20 protein-coding genes are annotated in these 19,852 nt (G+C 65.1%); 7 read left to right on the forward strand and 13 right to left on the reverse strand.

Going from position 1 to position 19,852, the window contains the following annotated elements; translation table 11 throughout:
* Positions 1-25 precede the first annotated feature (25 nt).
* From madC to CH291_RS01555, 6 genes are all read right to left on the reverse strand, one after another.
* The gene (gene madC, locus CH291_RS01530) at positions 26-1,543 is read right to left on the reverse strand and encodes a MadC family VWA domain-containing protein (protein WP_094686548.1); all 1,518 of its coding nucleotides are present in this window, start codon (positions 1,541-1,543) and stop codon (positions 26-28) included.
* Positions 1,540-2,577, reverse strand: coding sequence for a MadB family AAA-type ATPase (locus CH291_RS01535; protein WP_094686549.1), 1,038 nt, complete (start codon positions 2,575-2,577; stop codon positions 1,540-1,542). Before CH291_RS01535 ends, madC begins: the two co-directional genes overlap by 4 nt.
* Before the next feature lie 80 nt (positions 2,578-2,657).
* Complete coding sequence (gene mdo / locus CH291_RS01540; RefSeq protein WP_094686550.1) at positions 2,658-3,929, reverse strand: NDMA-dependent methanol dehydrogenase; 1,272 nt, start codon at positions 3,927-3,929, stop codon at positions 2,658-2,660.
* Between the two features lie 197 nt (positions 3,930-4,126).
* Positions 4,127-5,311, reverse strand: a complete 1,185-nt coding sequence (locus CH291_RS01545) for an MFS transporter (protein ID WP_094686580.1) — start codon at positions 5,309-5,311, stop codon at positions 4,127-4,129.
* A 122-nt stretch (positions 5,312-5,433) separates the two neighbouring features.
* On the reverse strand, positions 5,434-6,210 hold the full coding sequence (locus CH291_RS01550; protein ID WP_094639072.1) for a glutamate racemase: 777 nt from the start codon (positions 6,208-6,210) through the stop codon (positions 5,434-5,436).
* Positions 6,207-7,379, reverse strand: coding sequence for a cystathionine gamma-synthase (locus tag CH291_RS01555; RefSeq protein ID WP_032376589.1), 1,173 nt, complete (start codon positions 7,377-7,379; stop codon positions 6,207-6,209). Before CH291_RS01555 ends, CH291_RS01550 begins: the two co-directional genes overlap by 4 nt.
* Before the next feature lie 81 nt (positions 7,380-7,460).
* On the opposite strand from CH291_RS01555, the gene CH291_RS01560 reads away from it, so the two are divergent.
* Positions 7,461-8,633: an acyl-CoA dehydrogenase family protein gene (locus CH291_RS01560; protein ID WP_094639071.1), complete on the forward strand. Its 1,173-nt coding sequence runs from the start codon at positions 7,461-7,463 to the stop codon at positions 8,631-8,633.
* A gap of 60 nt (positions 8,634-8,693) precedes the next feature.
* Here CH291_RS01560 and CH291_RS01565 read toward each other — a convergent pair whose 3' ends face one another.
* Positions 8,694-10,079 (reverse strand): cystathionine beta-synthase, encoded by a 1,386-nt coding sequence (locus tag CH291_RS01565; RefSeq protein ID WP_094670436.1) that lies wholly within the window; start codon positions 10,077-10,079, stop codon positions 8,694-8,696.
* A gap of 97 nt (positions 10,080-10,176) precedes the next feature.
* Between CH291_RS01565 and CH291_RS01570 the strand changes: the two genes are divergently transcribed.
* A complete protein-coding gene (locus tag CH291_RS01570; RefSeq protein ID WP_094686551.1) occupies positions 10,177-11,190 on the forward strand; it encodes an SGNH/GDSL hydrolase family protein in 1,014 nt (337 codons plus the stop codon).
* A 71-nt stretch (positions 11,191-11,261) separates the two neighbouring features.
* Positions 11,262-12,482: an acetyl-CoA C-acetyltransferase gene (locus CH291_RS01575; RefSeq protein ID WP_068051627.1), complete on the forward strand. Its 1,221-nt coding sequence runs from the start codon at positions 11,262-11,264 to the stop codon at positions 12,480-12,482.
* 67 nt (positions 12,483-12,549) lie between these two features.
* Here the strand turns inward: CH291_RS01575 and CH291_RS01580 are convergent, their stop codons facing one another.
* Positions 12,550-13,398, reverse strand: coding sequence for a Bax inhibitor-1/YccA family protein (locus CH291_RS01580; RefSeq protein WP_032404782.1), 849 nt, complete (start codon positions 13,396-13,398; stop codon positions 12,550-12,552).
* A 197-nt stretch (positions 13,399-13,595) separates the two neighbouring features.
* On the opposite strand from CH291_RS01580, the gene CH291_RS01585 reads away from it, so the two are divergent.
* Positions 13,596-14,021: a hypothetical protein gene (locus CH291_RS01585; protein ID WP_068051629.1), complete on the forward strand. Its 426-nt coding sequence runs from the start codon at positions 13,596-13,598 to the stop codon at positions 14,019-14,021.
* Positions 14,022-14,024: 3 nt separating this feature from the next.
* Here CH291_RS01585 and CH291_RS01590 read toward each other — a convergent pair whose 3' ends face one another.
* On the reverse strand, positions 14,025-15,152 hold the full coding sequence (locus CH291_RS01590) for a class I SAM-dependent methyltransferase (RefSeq protein WP_094670438.1): 1,128 nt from the start codon (positions 15,150-15,152) through the stop codon (positions 14,025-14,027).
* 82 nt (positions 15,153-15,234) lie between these two features.
* On the opposite strand from CH291_RS01590, the gene CH291_RS27065 reads away from it, so the two are divergent.
* Positions 15,235-15,357, forward strand: a complete 123-nt coding sequence (locus tag CH291_RS27065) for a hypothetical protein (RefSeq protein WP_254925592.1) — start codon at positions 15,235-15,237, stop codon at positions 15,355-15,357.
* A 24-nt stretch (positions 15,358-15,381) separates the two neighbouring features.
* On the opposite strand, the gene CH291_RS01595 is transcribed toward CH291_RS27065, so the two are convergent.
* From CH291_RS01595 to CH291_RS01605, 3 genes are read right to left on the reverse strand one after another with little or no spacing between them, the layout of a single operon-like run.
* The gene (locus tag CH291_RS01595) at positions 15,382-15,906 is read right to left on the reverse strand and encodes a peroxiredoxin (protein WP_094639066.1); all 525 of its coding nucleotides are present in this window, start codon (positions 15,904-15,906) and stop codon (positions 15,382-15,384) included.
* A gap of 16 nt (positions 15,907-15,922) precedes the next feature.
* Positions 15,923-16,690, reverse strand: a complete 768-nt coding sequence (locus tag CH291_RS01600) for a tyrosine-protein phosphatase (protein ID WP_068051635.1) — start codon at positions 16,688-16,690, stop codon at positions 15,923-15,925.
* A 25-nt stretch (positions 16,691-16,715) separates the two neighbouring features.
* On the reverse strand, positions 16,716-17,288 hold the full coding sequence (locus tag CH291_RS01605; RefSeq protein ID WP_143545866.1) for an antibiotic biosynthesis monooxygenase: 573 nt from the start codon (positions 17,286-17,288) through the stop codon (positions 16,716-16,718).
* A gap of 170 nt (positions 17,289-17,458) precedes the next feature.
* On the opposite strand from CH291_RS01605, the gene CH291_RS01610 reads away from it, so the two are divergent.
* Together CH291_RS01610 and CH291_RS01615 are read left to right on the forward strand one after the other, a co-directional pair.
* Positions 17,459-17,956: an Lrp/AsnC family transcriptional regulator gene (locus CH291_RS01610; RefSeq protein ID WP_094686552.1), complete on the forward strand. Its 498-nt coding sequence runs from the start codon at positions 17,459-17,461 to the stop codon at positions 17,954-17,956.
* Complete coding sequence (locus CH291_RS01615) at positions 17,953-19,098, forward strand: NAD(P)/FAD-dependent oxidoreductase (protein WP_094686553.1); 1,146 nt, start codon at positions 17,953-17,955, stop codon at positions 19,096-19,098. The genes CH291_RS01610 and CH291_RS01615 overlap by 4 nt, the downstream gene beginning before the upstream one ends.
* 39 nt (positions 19,099-19,137) lie before the next feature.
* Here the strand turns inward: CH291_RS01615 and CH291_RS01620 are convergent, their stop codons facing one another.
* On the reverse strand, positions 19,138-19,785 hold the full coding sequence (locus CH291_RS01620) for a TetR/AcrR family transcriptional regulator (RefSeq protein ID WP_256980691.1): 648 nt from the start codon (positions 19,783-19,785) through the stop codon (positions 19,138-19,140).
* Positions 19,786-19,852: the final 67 nt, after the last annotated feature.

A 19,852-nucleotide genomic window follows, 5' to 3' on the forward strand; every position in this document is an offset into this window, starting at 1 on the left:
TAGGTAGGCGGCACGATCGGTCAGGTCAGGACAGCGCATGGCCCAGTTCGGCCGCCTGCGAGGTCAACTGTTCGCCATCCCGCGCGACGACGACCCGGTCGCAAATTCGCTCGTAATCCTCCATCGAGCACGCTGCCTGCGCCCAGTAACGACGAGCTTCGGGGGTGATCCACGCGATGCGGTGCACCTTCGACCGGATCTCGTCCAGGGCCTCGAGGCCAGCCGGGCGTCCGTTGCACCGGCCATCACCGACGATGATGACCGCGGTGCGCTTGTCCAGGACTTCTGGGTGTGACTGCAACAGATCGGTGAAGGTTCTGCCGTAATCGCTGCTCGCTTCGAGGTCCAGTCGCGCGTCCGCGAGCACCGCGGCCAGTGCGCCGTCGCCGGTACTGCCGAGCAAGGTGGTAGTCACATCGACCGGTGCGTCGACGAACCCCATCACCGTGCATCGGTGTGCGCGCGCATGCATGGCTTGCGCAAGCCTCAGGGTGAACGCGGTGATGGGCCTGACCGACAACGACACGTCCGCCAGTACCAGCAACCGAACCTTTCCCGGCACAGGGGTTTTCGTCACCAGACGGAACGGGATGCCGTCGGTACGCAGACTGGACCGGACGGTGCGCCGCATGTCGAGCGGTCCGCGTGAATGTTCGCGTGGTCGTGGTCGAGGAGTGCCCCGCATGTGTTTGAGCACTTCGTGACTCGCGCGCTCGATCTCGGCGTGCCGGCCGATCGCCTGCGCCGCGCCGTCGACCGGCACCGGTGACGACATTGTCCCCGTCACATCCCCCAGTGCCGCGACGAAAGCCTCGACGGCATCGGTGATGCGGTCGAGCATCGCAGCGCTCAGTGGACCGGAATCACCCCCGTCGCCGTAGACGCTACTCGGATCGTAGGCATCGAACCACGCCAGGATGCTCGCCGGATCCTCCCAGTTCAGCTGTCCCGCAACAGCTCCGCTGGTGCTCGACGCCAACTCCCCGGCCGCCGTCGACCCGGACCGCTCCAGGTCGACGGTGTAGGTGACACCCCGTCGACCCATGTCGCCGTCGGTGTCGATCGACAGATCGTGGTCCTCGGACGAGAGACTGATGTCGTCGTCGTCCTTGTGCGGGTTGAAGCCCTTGTCCGCTTCCGGGGCGTCGAGCAGATCACCGATCTCGACCGCGCGCTCGTTGTACTCGGCGTATTTGGCCGCTTCCTGGTCTGCGCCGACGTCCAGGTCCGTCGGCAATCCGCCTGCTACCTGCGCTCCCAGTGGTGAATGACGCTCGTCCGTGGCGCTCTCGACGAGTGCCCTGAACATCGACTCGAAGGCCAGATCGAAACCGTGCTGTTCGTGGTCGTACTTGGCACACGTCGCGCGCAAGGCCGCGCGCAACACCGTCAGGTCACGGGCCCCGAGAAGCCCGAGGACGCGTCGAACCTCGATGACCTCGGCCGGCGACGCAGCTACTCCGAAACGCCTGAGCGTGCGCCCGAACACCGCAGCCAGCACGTCGAGCACCACCGATGCCGAGAACGTCTGTGGCACGGTCATCGTCGTATTCCGATGCCACCTTTGTCGCGTCCACCGTGCCCTCTGAAGGCCGACGCGGTCGTGTTGACGACCGTTCCGAGTGATGTTGCTGCAGAGGGTGTTTCTGCGACCGGTCCGGCCAGCGCGATCTTCATGTCCGACGAGTACTTCACCAGGGCCGCGAGCAGGTACTTGCGGGTGTCTTCGGTGTGACCGAGGACCGAGGCGATACGAGCCGCATCGATCACTTCCGAGATCGACGGGCTCTTGCGGAGCGGTAGCTCACGCAATTCCGTTGCCAGCTCCACGATCTCGGACACGATGTGCGCGGGCACCTCGGGGGCACGAGCAGTGACGATCTCGCGCTCACGCGCCGCGGTCGGATAATCGAGATGAAAATGCAGACAGCGACGTTTGAGGGCCGACGACAGCTCACGAGTGTCGTTGGAGGTCAGTATCACCCACGGATCGCTGCGCGCGGTGAACGTACCGACCTCGGGGATCGTCACCTGCTTCTCGGCAAGTACCTCGAGCAGCAAGGCCTCCATCGATTCCTCGGTGCGATCGACCTCGTCGACCAGGAGCACCACCGGCTCCTCGGAGAGCACCGATTCCAACAGGGGCCGCACGGCGAGGAAGGGCTCGGAGTAGAGGCCGAAGTCTTTGGCGGCGAGCATCTTCGAGGCGTCGTCGATGTCGGTGACGTGCTGGGTGAGTGCACCGATGTGCTCGCGCAGCATCTGCACGTGCAGAAGTTGCTTGGCGTAGTCCCACTCGTAGAGGGCCCGATTGTCGTCGAGTCCCTCATAGCACTGCAGGCGTACCAGCTTGCGTCCGCTCGCCGTGGCCAGGGACTTCGCCAGCTCGGTCTTGCCCACGCCCGCGGGGCCTTCGAGCAGCAGTGGGCGATCGAGTGCTGTCGCCAGATGCACCACGGTGGCGAGATCGTCGTCCGCGATGTAGTCCTGCTCTCCGAGCGCGCGTTGCAGATCGGCGGCGTCGGTGAATCGAACGGTGCCGGTGTCGTCGCTACGCACTGTCGACAGCGAGGTCATGTGCTTCCTTTCAGGCGGCTTCGCCGCATGTGAACGGAACTTCGTACCCTGCTACGAAGTTCCGTTCACATGGGTGGCGGTCAGTAAGACTCGTTGATCGCGTGCGAGACGACGGGGATCATCGACTGGACGGTCACCTCACGGGGGTTACCCGGGGTGCACCAGTCCTCCTGGATGTGCTCGGAGATCTTCAGAACCGACTTCTCGTCGCCCTTGATCACGTCGCCCTTGCCGGCGTACTTGCCGGTGTTCATCCGGTTCTTGTCGTACGTCGCCGAACGGATCGATCCGAAGTTGCCCGGAATTCCGACGTCCTTGGCGAGCCTGATGGCCGCCTCGACTGCCGCGTCGGCAGCCTGAACGGTGGTCATGTTCTTCGTGTCCACGCCCATGGCCACGGCGATCTCGGCGTAACGCTCGTAGCGCGAGGGCAGGTTGTACTCCCACACGCGCGGTAGAGCGATGGCGTTGTTGAGGCCGTGCGCGCTGTCGTAGAAGGCGCTGATCGCGTGCGAGATCGAGTGGATGACGCCGAGTCCACCGGAGTTGAAGGCCTGTGTGGCGATGTACTGGGCGTTCATCATGCCCTCGCGAGCCTTCAGGTTGCCCGGGTCGTACACAGCTTCACGAAGATGCTTGGAGACCAGCCCGATCGAGTAGATCGCGTTTCCCAGCGACGGCGCGAAGTCCAGCCGCGAGACGTACGGCTCGGCACCGTGGGCGAGGACGTCGAAGCCGCAGAACGCGGTCCACTGCTGAGGGCAGGTGTAGTAGAGCAGCGGGTCGTCCAGTGCCAGCGTCGGTGTCGACGCCTCGTCGAAGGCGAGCCACTTGTGCGGCTTCTCCATGTCCGAGGTGTCGGTGATGACGTAGGCCCAGGATGTCTCCGAACCCGTTCCGGCAGTGGTCGATACGGCGATGTGCGGCGGGTTCTGCTTGTTGGTGGACTTGGAGAATCCCTCGAACTCGTTGATGTTGCGGCCGTCGTGGGCGACGACGACGCGGATGCCCTTGGCCGCATCGTGGCTCGAGCCACCACCGACGGAGATGACGCTGTCGCACTTCTCCTTCTGGTACAGCGCGGCACCGTCCATGACGTTGTAGTCCTTGGGGTTGGACTCGACCTTGTCGTAAAGGACCACCTCGACGCCCTGGTACTCGATCTTGCCGATCAGTTCCTCTATGATGCCCGATCCGCGCAGACCGGTCGTGACCAGCAGCGAGCGCTTGAATCCGAGTTCCTTGGCCTCGACACCGATCATGTCGTGGGCGCCGACTCCCAGCTTGGCGCGCGGCAGCGGGTGAAACTCCTTGATGGGGAATTCCCAGATCTGATTGAGCTCGATGACCATCGGTGTCTCCTCGGTGAGTGTGAGTACAAGACGCCTTCTTCTGTGATCGGCGTCTCACTGATGACCACACTCCCCTGCCCGATACCGCGTGGGAACACCTCGAGGCGGGAACCCTGCCAACGACTCGACCGAACTACCCGATCGGGTAGGAGTACTCGCTCACCCTCGGCAGAGGAGAACTCACAAGCTCTGGTGCACTATCGATCTCGCCGCTGCGCCAGCGAGAATCCGAGAACCGAGATCAGCGCGAGCGTGATGACGAACCCTCCGTACACCTGCACCGTCGTGCTCAGACCGAGGCGGTGCACGGCCAGCCCGGCGACCACGGCGGGCAGGCTGAACGCGAGGTAGCTGATGACGAACGTCGTGGCGAACACTCCGCCTCGCTCCGCTGCGGGAACCAGCGCGCCGAGCGTGCGCATCGAACCGAGGAACGTTGCTCCCCAGCCCGATCCGGCGATGACAGCCCCGACGAAGTACAGCACGATCGACTCGATCTGCACCGACACCAGGGAGAGCGCGACACCTGCCGCCAACACCGTCGCCCCGATCATCATCACGGTGCGGGGAAACCCGTTGCGTACCACTGCAGCTGCCACCGCGCCCGAGGCGAACATCGCGAAGATCTCCAACCCACCCACTATGTGGTTGTCCACGTCGAACACCGTGCCGATGATCGACGGCCCGAGCGAGAGATGAAACCCGCCGAGCGACCAGGTCGCGAACAGAGCGGGAGCGATGAGCAGGAACGGTGCCCGCACCGACGTGGGGATCGACATCCTCGGCAGCAGGGTCGAGGCGAGGTGACGGCGGGAATCGAAGCCACGCAGTGCCGAGGTCTCGGGGACGAACAGCAGTGCCACCGCGAGGATCAGTGCCGCGCCGATCAGCAGCGCGAACACCAAGATGTCGGGCGCAGGTGCCAATTGGACCAGCAATCCGGCCCCGAGCGCGCCGCTTGCCAGGCCGAGGGAGGGCGCGACGCTGTTGAGCAACGGTCCGGTGGACGCGTCGGGCTGCAGGTCGATGACGGCTGCGCTCAGCGCACCGGTGGCCGCACCCGCGGCAATTCCCTGCACGACGCGAGCCGCGAGGAGTACCGGGACGCTGTCGGCGACGATGAACAGCATCAAGCTGACAGCGAGGAGAATCAGTGAGGCGATCAGAATGGGTTTGCGCCCGATGTGGTCCGACAGACTACCGACGGTGAGCAACGTGGACAGCAACGCGACCGCATAGACGGCAAAGATCACTGTGAGGGTGAGAGCGCTGAATCCCCAGGCCTGTTGATACACCGGGTACAGCGGTGACGGTGCCGACGCCGAGGCCATCAAGACCAGGAAGGCGACGCCGACGACCCAGAACGCGTGCCGATGCGGCATGCGCACCGCCGTCCGTTCCACTGGAGTCCGAGTGCCCACGCCGACCATGTGTTTCCCTTCACCGCAGTAACCGTTAGCTCAGTGAAAGACAACGCTCGGGAGGGCCCCGCATTCCCCGACGGTCAGTGTTGCTCGGCTCGTGCGTCGCCCCGCAGCAGTTTTCCTTCGCGGTACCGCTGCGCGCTCCCAGGCAAGTCGCCCTCGATTCCGCTCAACCACACCGAGACACGGCCGGTGCCCGAACCGCTCGAACCGACTTCGTCGACGCGTCGCACCGTCTGGTTGGCCACCGCCTCGGCGCTGTCGAACATCGTGACGCCGCCCGGCAGCTGCGAGACGATCCGGTCCAACACCAGTGGGTAGTGCGTGCAACCCAGCACGATCGATTCGACGTCCGCGGGTGTCGCGGCCACGGCCGCGGTGATGGCGGCACCGATCCCCCGCTCGTCACCACGGTCGATCGAATCCGCCAGACCGTGGCACGCCACACTCGTCACCGTTCGGTGCGAGGCGAACTGCTCGATCAAACGCCCCTGATAGGCGCTCGCGGTCGTGGCCGCCGTCGCCCAGATCGCTATCCGATCACTCACCGCTGCAGCGGGTTTGATCGCCGGAACGGTACCCACCACCGGAATCGTGTCACCGAGCGCGGCCCGAACGTGACTCAGCGCCGTCACACTGGCGGTGTTGCACGGCAGCACGACCACCTCGGCACCGAGTTCGACGGCATGCCGAGCGGTTCCGACCACCCGGTCGATCACCCACGCATCCGGCTTCGGACCCCACGGAGCGTTGTCGGGGTCCATCATCAGCACCAGATCGAGCTCGGGGCGCGCTTGTCGTAGCCGCGCAGCCGTCGGGAGCATCCCGAGGCCCGAGTCGATCAGTGCGACGATCATGCCAGCGCTTGCTCGACGTCACCGACCAGATCGGCGCCGTCCTCGATACCGACCGACAGACGCACCAGATCGTCGGGCACCTCGAGCAACGAACCGGCCGTCGAGGCGTGGGTCATCGCACCGGGATGCTCGATCAACGATTCGACGCCGCCCAGAGACTCGGCGAGCGTGAAGATCTCGGTCTTCGCGCAGAAGTCCAGCGCAGCCTGCTTGCCTCCGGCCAGACGAACGGAGACCATCCCGCCGAACCGTCGCATCTGCTTCGCGGCGACAGCATGAGACGGGTGAGATTCGAGCCCGGGGTAGATGACCTGCGAGATGGCCGGATGCCCGTCGAGGAATTCGACGATCTTCTCGGCATTGTCGCTGTGTCGCTCCATCCGCAGCGCGAGAGTCTTGATGCCGCGCAAGGTCAGGAACGCGTCGAACGGTCCGGGAACGCCACCCGCGCCGTTCTGCAGGAACGCGAAGGCCGTGTCCAGTTCCTCGCTGTCGGTCACCAGGGCGCCGCCGACGACATCGGAGTGTCCGCCGATGTACTTGGTCGTCGAGTGCAGCACCACGTCGGCACCGAGGCTCAGAGGCTGCTGGAGATACGGCGACGCGAAGGTGTTGTCGACGACGAGCTTGGCCCCACCCTCGTGCGCAACGCCCGACAATGCCTCGATGTCTCCGACGTTGAGCAGTGGGTTGGTGGGCGTCTCGACCCAGACGAGCTTGGTGTTCGGACGCATCGCCGCGCGTACCTCGTCGACGTCCGACACTGCAGCCACCGAGTACTCGATGCCCCACTGGGTGAAGACCTTGTCGATCAACCGGTACGTGCCGCCGTAGGCGTCGTTGGGGATGACGAGGTGATCACCGGGACGCAGCGCCGAGCGCAACAGGCAGTCCGTGGCCGCCATGCCGGAGGAGAACGCGCGACCGTAGGTGCCGGACTCGATGGCCGCGAGATTGGCCTCGAGCGGCCGACGCGTCGGATTGCCGGTGCGCGCGTACTCGAATCCACTGCGCATGCCGCCGACGCCGTCCTGAGCGAAGGTGGAGCTGGCGTAGATCGGCACGTTCACCGCACCGGTCAGCGGATCCGGCTCGTAGCCGGCATGGACCGCCTTGGTGGAAAAGCCCTGCCAGGACGTGTTGTCTGCCTTGCTGCGCTGCTCACTCATGGCCTCCACCCTAATCGGCCTGCGTCGCCGCGCGGGGGCGTGGGTAACCTGCGAAGACAACCCCCAGCGGAAAGAGGCACCGTGGCCAACTCCCAGAGCGTCGACGAACTGTTCGCGATCGATTCACTCCTCGACGACGAGGAACGTCAGATCCGGGACACCGTCCGCAAGTTCGGTAACGAGCGCATTCGTCCGCACATCGCCGATTGGTTCGACGAGGGCACGGTGCCGGCGCGCGAGCTGGCCAAGGAGCTGGGCTCGCTGGGCCTGTTGGGCATGCACCTCGAGGGCTACGGATGCGCCGGAACGTCCGCGACGGCGTACGGCCTGGCCTGCCTCGAGCTCGAATCGATCGACTCCGGCATCCGATCGCTCGTCTCGGTGCAGGGCTCGCTCGCGATGTTCGCCATCTGGAAGTACGGCTCCGAGGCGCAGAAGCAGCAGTGGCTTCCGGGAATGGCCGAGGGATCGCTGATCGGCTGCTTCGGGCTCACCGAGGCCGATTACGGATCGAACCCCGGCGGCATGCTCACCCGCGCCAAGCGCGACGGTGACGACTGGATCCTCAACGGCAGCAAGATGTGGATCACCAACGGACCCGTCGCCGACGTCGCCGTCGTGTGGGCTCAGACCGACGACAAGATCCGCGGATTCGTCGTTCCCACCGATACACCGGGATTCACCGCCAACACCGTGAAGAAGAAGCTGTCGCTGCGTGCCTCGATCACCGGCGAATTGGTGTTCGACGACGTCCGACTGCCTGCCGACGCCATGCTGCCCGAGGCCAGCGGTCTGCGCGGACCTCTGAGCTGCCTCAACGAGGCGCGCTTCGGCATCGTCTTCGGCGCGATGGGCGCGGCGCGGGACTGCATCGAATCGGCGATCGAGTACTCGCAGACCCGCGCGGTGTTCGACAAGCCACTCGCCGGGTACCAGCTCACTCAGGCCAAGCTCGCGAACATGGCCCTCGAGCTCGGCAAGGGCCAGCTGCTCGCTTTGCATCTGGGCCGACTCAAGGACAAGGGCGAACTGCCGGGCGAGCGAGTGTCACTGGGCAAGCTCAACAACGTGCGCGAGGCCATCAAGATTGCTCGTGAATGCCGAACGATATTGGGGGCCAACGGAATCACGCTGGAATACCCGGTGCTCCGTCATGCCAACAACCTCGAATCCGTCCTCACCTACGAGGGCACATCCGAGGTCCATCAACTCGTGATCGGCCAGGCACTGACCGGAACCAGCGCAGTGCGGTAGAGCGGCTGCGCCGCATGTGAACGGAAACTCGTAGCAGGCTACGAGCTTCCGTTCACATGCCTAGGCGCCCTTGCTGAGGAATCCGAGCAGGTCGTGGCGAGTGATGACGCCGACGGGCTTGCCTTCTTCGACGACCATCAGCGCATCGGACTCGCCGAGTGCCTTGGTGGCGTCGGAGACGGTTTCGCCGGCACCGATCAGTGGGAACGGCTCGCTCATGTGCTTGGCGACCGGGTCTGCCAACGCGGCGCGACCCTCGAACACGGCACTGAGAAGGTCGCGTTCGGTGACGCTGCCCGCGACTTCGCCTGCCATGACGGGAGGCTCGGCGCCGACGACCGGCATCTGCGAGACGCCGTACTCGCGCAGGATCTCGATGGCGTCGCGGACGGTCTCCGACGGGTGGGTGTGCACCAGATCCGGCAATGCGCCGGACTTTCCGCGCAACACCTCGCCCACGGAGGTCTCGTGAGTCTTGCCGTCCAGACGCGAACGCAGGAAGCCGTACGAGGACATCCACGAGTCGTTGAAGATCTTGGCCAGGTAGCCGCGGCCACCGTCGGGCAGCAGTACGACGACGAGGGCGTCGGGACCTTCGCGCTCGGCGACCTGGATCGCGGCGACGGCAGCCATGCCGCACGAACCGCCGACCAACAGGCCTTCCTCACGAGCGAGACGCCGAGTCATGTCGAACGAGTCGTTGTCGGAGACGGCGATGATCTCGTCCGGGATGGACGGGTCGTAGGCGGTCGGCCAGAAGTCCTCGCCGACACCTTCGACGAGGTACGGGCGCCCGGTTCCGCCGGAGTAGACCGAGCCCTCGGGGTCGACGCCGATGACCTTGACCTTGCCGCCGGAGACCTCCTTGAGGTACTTGCCGGTGCCGGAGATGGTTCCGCCGGTACCGACGCCTGCGACGAAGTGCGTGATCTTGCCGTCGGTGTCGGCCCAGATCTCGGGACCGGTGGTCTCGTAGTGGCTGGCCGGGCCGGCCGGGTTGGAGTACTGGTTGGGCTTCCAGGCTCCGTCGATCTCGCGGACGAGTCGATCGGAGACGCTGTAGTAGCTGTTGGGGTCTTCGGGTGCGACAGCCGTGGGGCAGACGACCACCTCGGCTCCGTAGGCGCGCAGCACGTTGCGCTTGTCCTCGCCGACCTTGTCGGGGCACACGAAAACGCACTTGTAGCCACGCTGCTGAGCGACCAGGGCGAGACCGACGCCGGTGTTGCCGGACGTGGGCTCGACGATGGTGCCGCCGGGCTTCAGTTCCCCTGCTGCCTCGGCCGCGTCGATCATCTTCACCGCGATGCGATCCTTGGACGAACCACCCGGGTTGAGGTACTCGATCTTGGCCGCGACAGTGCCTGCACCGTCGCCGACGACGGTGGACAACTTCACCAACGGGGTGTTGCCGATGAGTTCGGTGATGTGCTGTGCGATGCGCATTGCTCCATCTTCCCAGATGCACCTGTTTCACTCTCGGTCACGGCCGTCGATACCCCGCATACGATGGTGACAACGGCACGAGGAGAGGGATCGATCTGTGACGGCGAGCGGATGGCGTACCGCTGCGAAAGCGAGCGCCGCGACAGTACTTGCAGGCTCCGGAGCAGGGACTGCATCCTGGGCCGCGTACCGACATCTGATGGCGCAGGCCGCGGCGGCACGCGGCGTCATCGGGCGCACCACCGCCAAGCCACCGGAGGCGGACGGCGTCTACACCGCGGGATGCGCGGCCCCGGAACGATGGCGGATGGGAAATTCAGCAGATATTCATCTGATGATCTTCGGCGACTCCACCGCTGCCGGCGTGGGCTGCACCGTAGCCGACGAAGTTCCCGGCGTACTGATCGCTCGCGGACTGGCCGAGGAAACCGGGCAACGAATTCGATTGAGCACCAAGGCGATTGCCGGTGCCACCTCGAAGGGGCTCGAAGGCCAGGTCGACGCGATGTTCGTCGCCGGCCCGCCCCCGGACGCGGCGGTCATCTTCGTGGGCGCGAACGACGTCACCAAGAAGTTCTCCATCCCGGCGTCGGCGGCCCGGCTGGGCGACGCCGTCGAACGATTGACGGCCAAGGGCTGCGTCGTGGCAGTGGGCACGTGCCCAGATCTCGGTGTCGTGACGGCTATCCCGCAGCCGCTGCGCACCGTCGTCCGCAATTGGGGTCGACGTCTCGCCAATGCCCAGACGGCCAGGACTCTCAGCGCCGGCGGGCATCCGGTGGCTCTCGCCGATCTGCTCTCCCCCGAGTTCCTGGCAGCGCCCGACACCATGTTCTCTGCCGACCGCTTTCACCCGTCGGCCGCGGGGTACGAGCTCGCCGCTCAGCAGATTCTGCCGGTACTCGCCTCGGCGCTGGGCGTGTGGCACGGCGGCCCGTTGCCCGAGCTGCCGACCGTGTCCGCTGCCGCCGAGTCACGCAAGGCCATCCCCCGCGCGACGGCCGCGTTCGATCGCTTCCTGCGCCGGAGAAGCGCCGAGCTCGACGCCGAGATCGTCACTGCGTCGGAGGATCTCGTACGTCGTGCCGGTGACCGATCGGCGGGGTTGTAAGTTCGGACAGGAGACATCGCCTACCCGGCGGTAGCACTGTAGTCACGCAGTATCGATTCGAAGGAGATCTCATGCCAGAGGCAGTCATCGTCGCCACCGCGCGCTCACCGATCGGCAGGGCCATGAAGGGGTCGCTCAAGGACATTCGTCCCGACGACCTCACCGCCCAGATGGTCGCCGCAGCGCTGGCCAAGGTGCCCTCGCTCGACCCGAAGGACATCGACGATCTCCTCCTGGGCTGCGGTCTGCCCGGCGGCATGCAGGGCAACAACCTCGCTCGCATCGTCGCAGTGCAGCTCGGCTACGACTCCCTGCCCGGAACGACGATCACGCGCTACTGCTCGTCCTCGCTGCAGACCACCCGCATGGCGCTGCACGCGATCAAGGCAGGCGAGGGTGACGTGTTCATCTCCGCTGGCGTCGAGAGCGTGTCCAGCTTCGTCCACGGCAGCTCCGACTCGCTGCCCGAGAGCCACAACCCGATCTTCGCCGACGCCGAGGCCCGCACCAAGAAGGCACAGGAAGAGGGCGCGGACAGCTGGACCGATCCCCGCGAGAACGGCGAGCTGCCCGACGCGTACATCGCGATGGGCCAGACCGCCGAGAACGTCGCGCTGCTCACCGGCATCACCCGCGAGGATCAGGACCACTGGGGCGTCCGCAGCCAGAACCGCGCCGAAGAGGCCATCAACGCCGGCTTCTTCGAGCGGGAGATCACCCCGGTGACCTTGCCCGACGGCACCGTCGTCAACACCGACGACGGCCCTCGCGCCGGCACCACCTACGAGAAGATCAGCCAGCTCAAGCCGGTCTTCCGACCGAACGGCACCATCACCGCCGGTAACGCCTGCCCGCTCAACGACGGCGCAGCAGCGCTCGTCATCATGAGCGACACCAAGGCCAAGGAACTGGGCCTGACTCCGCTTGCCCGCATCGTCTCGACCGGCGTGACCGGCACGTCCCCCGAGATCATGGGCCTCGGACCCATCGAGGCGACCCGCAAGGCGCTGAAGATCGCGGGCATGTCGATCTCCGACATCGACCTGTTCGAGATCAACGAGGCCTTCGCCGTGCAGGTCCTCGGCTCGGCGCGCGACCTCGGCATCGAAGAGGACAAGCTCAATGTCTCCGGTGGTGCCATTGCGATCGGCCACCCGTTCGGCATGACCGGTGCGCGCATCACCACCACGCTGCTGAACAACCTGACGACCCACGACAAGACGTTCGGCGTCGAGACCATGTGCGTCGGCGGCGGCATGGGTATGGCGATGGTGCTCGAGCGCCTCAGCTGATCCGAGACTTCACAACGAAAAAGCCCCGCCCTCCTTCAACGGAGTGGCGGGGCTTTTCGCGTGAGTACTAGTCGTTCTGGAAGTAGCTCAGCAGACGCAGGATCTCGACGTACAGCCAGACCAGCGTGATGGTCAGACCGAGGGCGACGCCCCAGGCTGCCTTCTCGGGAGCCTGTGCGCGGATCAGCTGATCCGCCTGATCGAAGTCGAGCAGGAAGCTGAACGCCGCGATGCCGATGCAGACGAGGCTGAAGATGATGGCCAGCGGTCCGCCGGAGCGAAGTCCGAAGCCGTCCTCCATGAAGAAGCTGGCGACGAGATTGCCGAGCATCAGCACGACGACACCGATGAGGGCACCGACGACCATGCGGGTCAAGCGCGGGGTGACGCGGATGGCACCGGTCTTGTAGACGATCAGCATGCCGAAGAACACGCCGAACGTACCGAGGACTGCTTGGCCGATGAGGGCGGATCCACCGACCCCACCGAACTCGACGCCGGTGAACATGAGCGACAGCGCACCGAGGAACACACCTTCGGCTGCGGCGTACGCGAGCACGATCGCCTTGTTGTCCATCTTGCGGCCGAAGGTCGCGAACATGACCAGACCGAAGCCGATCAAGCCACCGCCGATGACGAACGGGATGGCCAAGTCGGTGTTGTTGGAGACGAGCAGGTACGAGATGATCGCCGTCACGCTCAGCACACCGAGGGTGATGCCGGTCTTGGTGACCACGTCGTCGATCGTCATGGCCCGCTGTGCGGGCTGCGTGGTGTACGGGTCGGCCTGCGTTCCGGGATGCTGGCCGAAGGTTGCGGCCTGCGAGGCTCCAGCCGTCGCAGATCCGAATGTGGCGTATCCGCCGCCCTGCTGCTTGGGCAGGTTGCGGAACACCGGGTTGCTGGAGGTGCGCACCGTGTCTCTTCCCTTCGTAAGTTCTGATCCCCACCGGGGATCTCCCCGTCGGTCATCAGTAGAACGTCTGACATCCGGACAAAAGTTCCCGAGCGGAGAACTTCTACGACGGACAAAACGGACTCTACCGGGTACCGGGCACACACGCGGAGACGACCGCGTGTGTGACACCGAATCGAAACGGGCAGTATGAGGAAATGGCAATCGAAGACGGACCCGACCAGACCTTGGACCCCAGTGAAAGCGTCGACTCCGACGAGGTGCGCAACGACGACGGCGACACCGTGGTCGATCCCCCCGACCATTGGAGCGAGGCCAACAGCTTCGGCACCACCGCTCGCGAGGCTGCCGAGGGCGAGAGCCTGGATCTCAAGCTCAGCGAGGAAGAACCCGACATCGCCGTCGAGGAGGAACTCGACCGCCCGATCACCGAGACTCCAGACGACGAACTGACCGAGGAACTCGTCGACCACGTCGTCGAGGAATCCGACGAGGATCCCGACATCGACTACGCGGAAGGCCAGCGTCAGGCCGAGATCGTCGAGGGCACCCTTGTCGAGGACCTCGGGCGCAACCGGGGACAGATCGACGGAACTCCCGAAGACGGCGGCCCGGTCACCTGACAGTCATCGTTGCTCGCTCGGGCGTACCGAGCGAGCAACGGTGAACTTGCCGTTGCGGCCCATGAGATCGGTGGGACCCACCGCGTCGGCCAGTTCACGCCGGTAGTTCAAGTGTGTGTTGTAGACCGTCCACATCTGTCCGCCCGGTCGCAGCACCCGACCGGCGGCAACGAACAATTTGCTCGCCGCGCCCGTGTGCACCGCGGCACCCTCGTGGAACGGTGGATTGCAGACCACCAGATCGACCGATTCGGAATCGAAGGTCGACATCGCGTCATCGGCGATCACCGAAATTCGAGTCCCGTTCGCCGCCGCAGTGGCCGAGGCCGATGCGATCGCTGCCGCCGAGCGATCTGTCGCGATCACCTCGAGATCGGGCCTGGTCCGAGCCAGCTCGGTGGCGAGAATCCCTGTGCCACAACCCAAATCGACGGCGCTGCGGGCTCGCGGCAGCATCTTCGGTGTGTACTCGAGCAGAAAACGAGTTCCGATATCGAGGCCGGCCCCCGCGAACACCGCACCGTGCGCCACCACCGTCATGTCCACATCGGCAATCCGCTTGCTCACCGGATACGTCATGCCCGACGCCACCGCCCCGGTTGCGGTGAGCACTCGGGCTTTCTGCCGGCCGCGGCCGGCCGTGACGGTCTCGAACGACTTTTTCAGGACGTCGTTCATCGCGGGGGTCATGTGTTTGTCTCGCCCGCCTGCGAGGACGACGACGTCCGCCGACGCGTGTGCCGCGATGTGCTCGGCGATCTCGGTGAGTTCGGCCAGACTTCGTGGCAATTGCATCAGTACTGTGCCCACGCCGGTCAGCAGTTCGGCACCCAGGGTGTGCTGGGTGTAGGAGTCCGACAACGAGACTCGCGCGGCGTTCAGCTCGAGTGCCCGCGCGCCGGTGACGGCGTCCTGATGGACGCGAACCGCGGTGAAACCGAGGGAAACGGCACCGAGGGTCATGGCTCCGTACCTGTCGCCGATCACCGCGATCGGCATGGTCCTGTCGATTCCGGGGAGTTCGGCGACGGTATCGAGGACGAGGCGGTCCGCGGCGTCGACGGCATGGAGGTTCGGTGCCTCGGCGTCGGGCTCACGGCGGAGGGCGTCGAACAGGGATTCATCGGGCACCCGAGCAGTATCCCACCCTGCACACCCACGACAGCCCGCGCGGCGAGTGGCTATTGCGGCGAATCAGGGGCATGCTCGGGGAATGGAACACAAAGACAAGAACGAGGCACTCTTCAGCCATCCTGACGATGCATCGACCGATGCACACGCCGAAGCTTCGAAGCCTGCCGTCTACACCGCCCTGTTCAGCGGCGCGAACGAATGACGTTCGGAACGTAACGAGCAACTCTCACGACAGGTAGCGCAGGTACTCGAGCGCCTTGGTCGCATGCACGTGACCGCGCTCGCTCCGCACCGTCATCCGCACCACTCGGTGCCGATCGATCACGAATGTCGTCCGCTTCACGGACAATAATTGCCTCACATATCCGCGACGGCCCGCGTTCGAGTGGCCGCGTTCGAGCTCTCGGAGCCGACGCCGCCGCGTGAGCCACCCGCCTCTACGCACTCCGAACTGTTCGGCGACCGCCCCGTCGGGATCGGAGAGCAACGGAAAGTCGAACGACCTCTGCAGCGCGAAATGATGGTTCCGATCTCGGGTGTCGGTACTGATGCCCACGCGTTGTGCGCCGAATCTGTCGAATTCCGTGCCCAGGTCCCTGAAGTGACACGCTTCGGCTGTGCAGATGGGGCTGTTGGCCGCCGGGTAGAAGAACAGGACGACCGGACCCGACGCCGTCAGGTCGGACAGCGCACGCAGTTCACCGGAATGGTCCGGCAACTCGAAGTCCGGGGCGGTCTTTCCGATGCGCATGGGGCGAGGTTACCGCTCAGCCCTGCACGAGGGCGGCAGTCAGGCGTTGCCGGAGATCCCGATCGATACCCAGGTGGGTCAGATATCCGCCGAACGAACCGTGGTTCGACTCCATGGTGGCCCATCCGTGCTCCAGATAGGACGCACGAACGCCCAGGATCGCCTCGGTCGGCAGAACGTCGTGGAGTCCGGCCCAGGTCCGGCGGACGTGCGCGAGCAACGGCTCCATCGCATCGTTGCTTCTCAGATAGTCCGCGACGATGTCGTCCTCGTCGACGCCTGCCGCGCGCAACACCGTCGCGACCGTCCACCCCGCGCGGTCCTTACCTGCTGCGCAGTGCACCAGGACACCGCCGCGACGCCCCACGATCTCGTCCACCACCCGCTTGATCGCGTGCGACGCTCCGTCGAGAGTCGAGAAGGAGGCATACGCGCGCATCATGTAGTCCACTTGACTCTGCTCGTCGTGAATCGGGGCCGCCTCGTGTGGGGCTCGCTCGCCCTTCAGATTCTCGTACGGCACGGAGATCGACTCGACGCCGGCGGGAACCCTGTCGACACCGCTTCGTTCGGCCTCCGCATCACCGCGGAAATCGAACACGGTACGGATGCCCAGATCCGCGACAACGCGCTGCCCGACCTCGGTCAACCCGCTCAATTCGGATGCGCGATAGAACAATCCGGGCCGAACCGTCGCCCCGTCGGTGGTACGCACACCGCCGAGATCGCGAAAGTTCCAGGCCCCGTCGAGGGCGAATTGATCGTGTACCGGGGCGTCGGGCATGAGTACGACCCTATCGAAGGTGATCCTACGAGCGCGGTGTCAGCCACCGCCGTAGCCGGGCGGTGACGAACGGCATCACCACGTAGACCATCAGCGGTGTGCACATCATCACCACCAGTGCGGTGCGCAGAGCCACGTTCAGGTCGGTCAGATGTGGCGTGAGAACGATGTTGACGAGCAAACTGACGGCGTAGAAGGCCACGCCGATCGAGATCGCCTGCTTCCACCGCGGCGGCGGACCACCGATGACCCGGACGGCGTCGGTGAGGTTGGACTGCGGCTCGAACCATCCCTCCACACCGGAGAGTCGATGGGTCGCAACGTCGTCGGCGATGGGACGGCCGGTGCTGAGCCAGGTGCGCCTGGCATCCGAGCGCAGCCAGGCGTCGAGGTCGTCGTGTGTCTCGAATCGATAGACCACGTGGTAGTCGCTGGAATCACCGGAACTGCGCAGCCAGCCGCCACCGAGAAATCCGGGAAAGGTTCGGACCAGATCCATCCCGCGATCGGTCCACTCCACGAAGTCTGTTTCGTATCCCTGTCGAACGCGTCGTGCGACCGAGGTCGTGACGTGATCGAGCGTGTCGGTCGTGGTCATGACTACCCCTTCTGCGCGTGTTCGTCGCGGATCGATGTGTTCTACACAGAGTGCGGCCAGATGGACCGACTTTCAAATCGAGAGCCGAATCGGAGATCGATGGCTCACGGTCGGGAAAGATGTGACAATTCGTCTACACAGACCCTTTCCGAGCGACCTGGAGTGGACGGATGGCACAGCACCGACCCGAGTACCGTCTCGACGACGTGGACCGACGCATCGTCACCGAGCTCAGCCGTGACGGCAGAATGTCCATGCGTGCCCTGGCCGAGGCCACCCACATCTCGCGGGCGCACGCCTACGTGCGCGTCGACCGCCTCGTCGACGAAGGTGTCATCGAGGGATTCACCGCACGCATCGCCTACGAGAAGGCGGGGTTCGGCGCGTCGGCCTATGTGGCACTGTCCATTCGGCAGGATTCCTGGCGAGCCGTCGCCGACGACCTGAGCACCTTTCCGTTCGTCGAACACGTCAGCCTCATGGGCGGCGACTTCGACGCACTCGTTCTGGTGCGAGCTCCGGACACCTCGGCGCTACGCCATCTGGTCCTCGACAAGCTGCAGGGACTCGACGGGATACTGTCGACGCGAACCTGGCTGATCTTCGACGAGGCGATCGGACCGGGCGCGCAGTGGACCGCAGAGACAACGAACGGAAGCAATCCATGACCACGTCCGAGCGAGATCCGAACTCCACCGACGTCATCGTGATCGGCGGCGGAATCGGGGGTGTCTCGCTCGGATACGAACTCGCGAGCGACCGACGCGTCACGCTGCTCGAGCGCGAGAAGACCCTGGCCTTCCACACCACCGGCCGCTCGGCCGCACTGTTTCTGGAGACCTACGGCAACAGCACCATTCGCGCTCTGACGACGGCCAGTCGAGAATTCCTGACGAACCCGCCGGAACACTTCCGATCCGAATTGCTCGCCCCGCGTCCGCTGCTGCAGTTCGCGGCCAGCGGCCGAGGTGACGCGCTGGAGGCAATGTACGCGGACGTCAGCCGACTGACACCGGACGCCCAACTGGTATCCCCGGCCGACGCGCAGACGCTCTTTCCGCCGCTGCGTCCCGAACTGATCGATTGTGCACTGCACGAACCACATTCGATGGAGGTCGACGTACACGCGTTGCATCAGGGGTTCGTGCGGGGGCTGCGCGATCGAGGTGGGCGAGTCCACACCGGGGCAGGTGTGACGCAACTGCGACGCATCGACGGACTGTGGCACGTGCACATCACGGACGGGTCGGTCCACACCGCGCCGCTCGTCGTCGACGCAGCAGGCGCGTGGGCGGATGTTCTCGGAGCGATGGCGGGAGCCGATCCCATCGGACTCGTGCCGATGCGTCGGTCGGTGTTCATGGTCGCCGCACCCGACAATCTCGACACCGCGAATCTTGCGACGTTGAGCGACATGGACGAGAAGTTCTACATCAAACCCGAAGGCGCACAACTGTTGTGTTCGCCTGCGGACGAGACGCCCACCGAACCGAGTGATGCGCGCCCGGACGAACTGGAGATCGCGCGGGCGTTCGACGACATCGCCGGGGCGACCACGCTGACGGGTAGGCATCTGCGCTCGTCCTGGGCGGGTCTGCGCAGTTTCGTTCCCGATCGCACCCCGGTCGTGGGCTTCGATCGAGAAGTCGAAGGTTTCTTCTGGTGCGCCGGTCAGGGCGGATACGGAATCCAGACGTGTGCGGCGCTCGCCAGAGTGGGCGCGTCTCTGATTCGGCGGCAACCACTTCCGGTCGATGTGACCGAGCGTGGACTACGGCCGGGCGACGTGGCTCCGCAGCGCTTCGGGTGAGACGCGCTTCGCGCCACGTGCACGAAAACTCGACCCCTGCTACGAAGTTTCACTCACGTGCGGCGCAGCCGCTCTACCGACGACGCGTCGCAGATCACGCACCGTGGTTCGGTAGATGTCCAGTAGATCCGCGTCCTGTCCACCGTCGACCCGCTCTGCCCAGTCGTCGAAGGCGATGCGCATGACCATGCCGGCACCCTCCACCAGAAGTCGTGCATAGGAACGTGATTCGTGACCACCGAGCCGTTCGGCCACCGCATCGGTGACGCGGCACAATGTCATCGCGTCGTGGGCGAAGGCCGCGGATCGCAGGTGCGCGTCGGCCCCGATCAGCCGTCTGGTGCGGAGGAGACGATCCCGCACCTCGTCCGGTACGGAAGAAAATCGTTCGACGGATCGCTCGTAGAGTGCTTCGATTCCGGTGATGGTGATGTTCTCCGGTGCCGTGGACGCCAGCCAGGCGTGCAGATCGACGTCCAGCTCGGGGTCGTTTCCGAGGACGGATTCTTCCTTCGACGCGAAGCTACGAAAGAACGTGCTGGGCGATACCCCTGCCCGACGCGCGATCTCGTCGACCGTCGTCGCGGCGCACCCCTGCTTCTCGAACAGGTCGAGCGCGGCGCAGGAGATCTCGAGCTGGGTGTCTCGGCGACGTCGTTCTCGCAGATCCAGCACTCGTTCCGTCATCCTCGTCACTCCTTCGGGTTCTCACCGTCAACTTACCAGTAATATTCAAGTTGACAGTCACTGTCAT

Origin of the sequence: Rhodococcus sp. 14-1411-2a (assembly GCF_002259485.1) — a bacterium.
GTDB lineage: Bacteria > Actinomycetota > Actinomycetes > Mycobacteriales > Mycobacteriaceae > Rhodococcoides.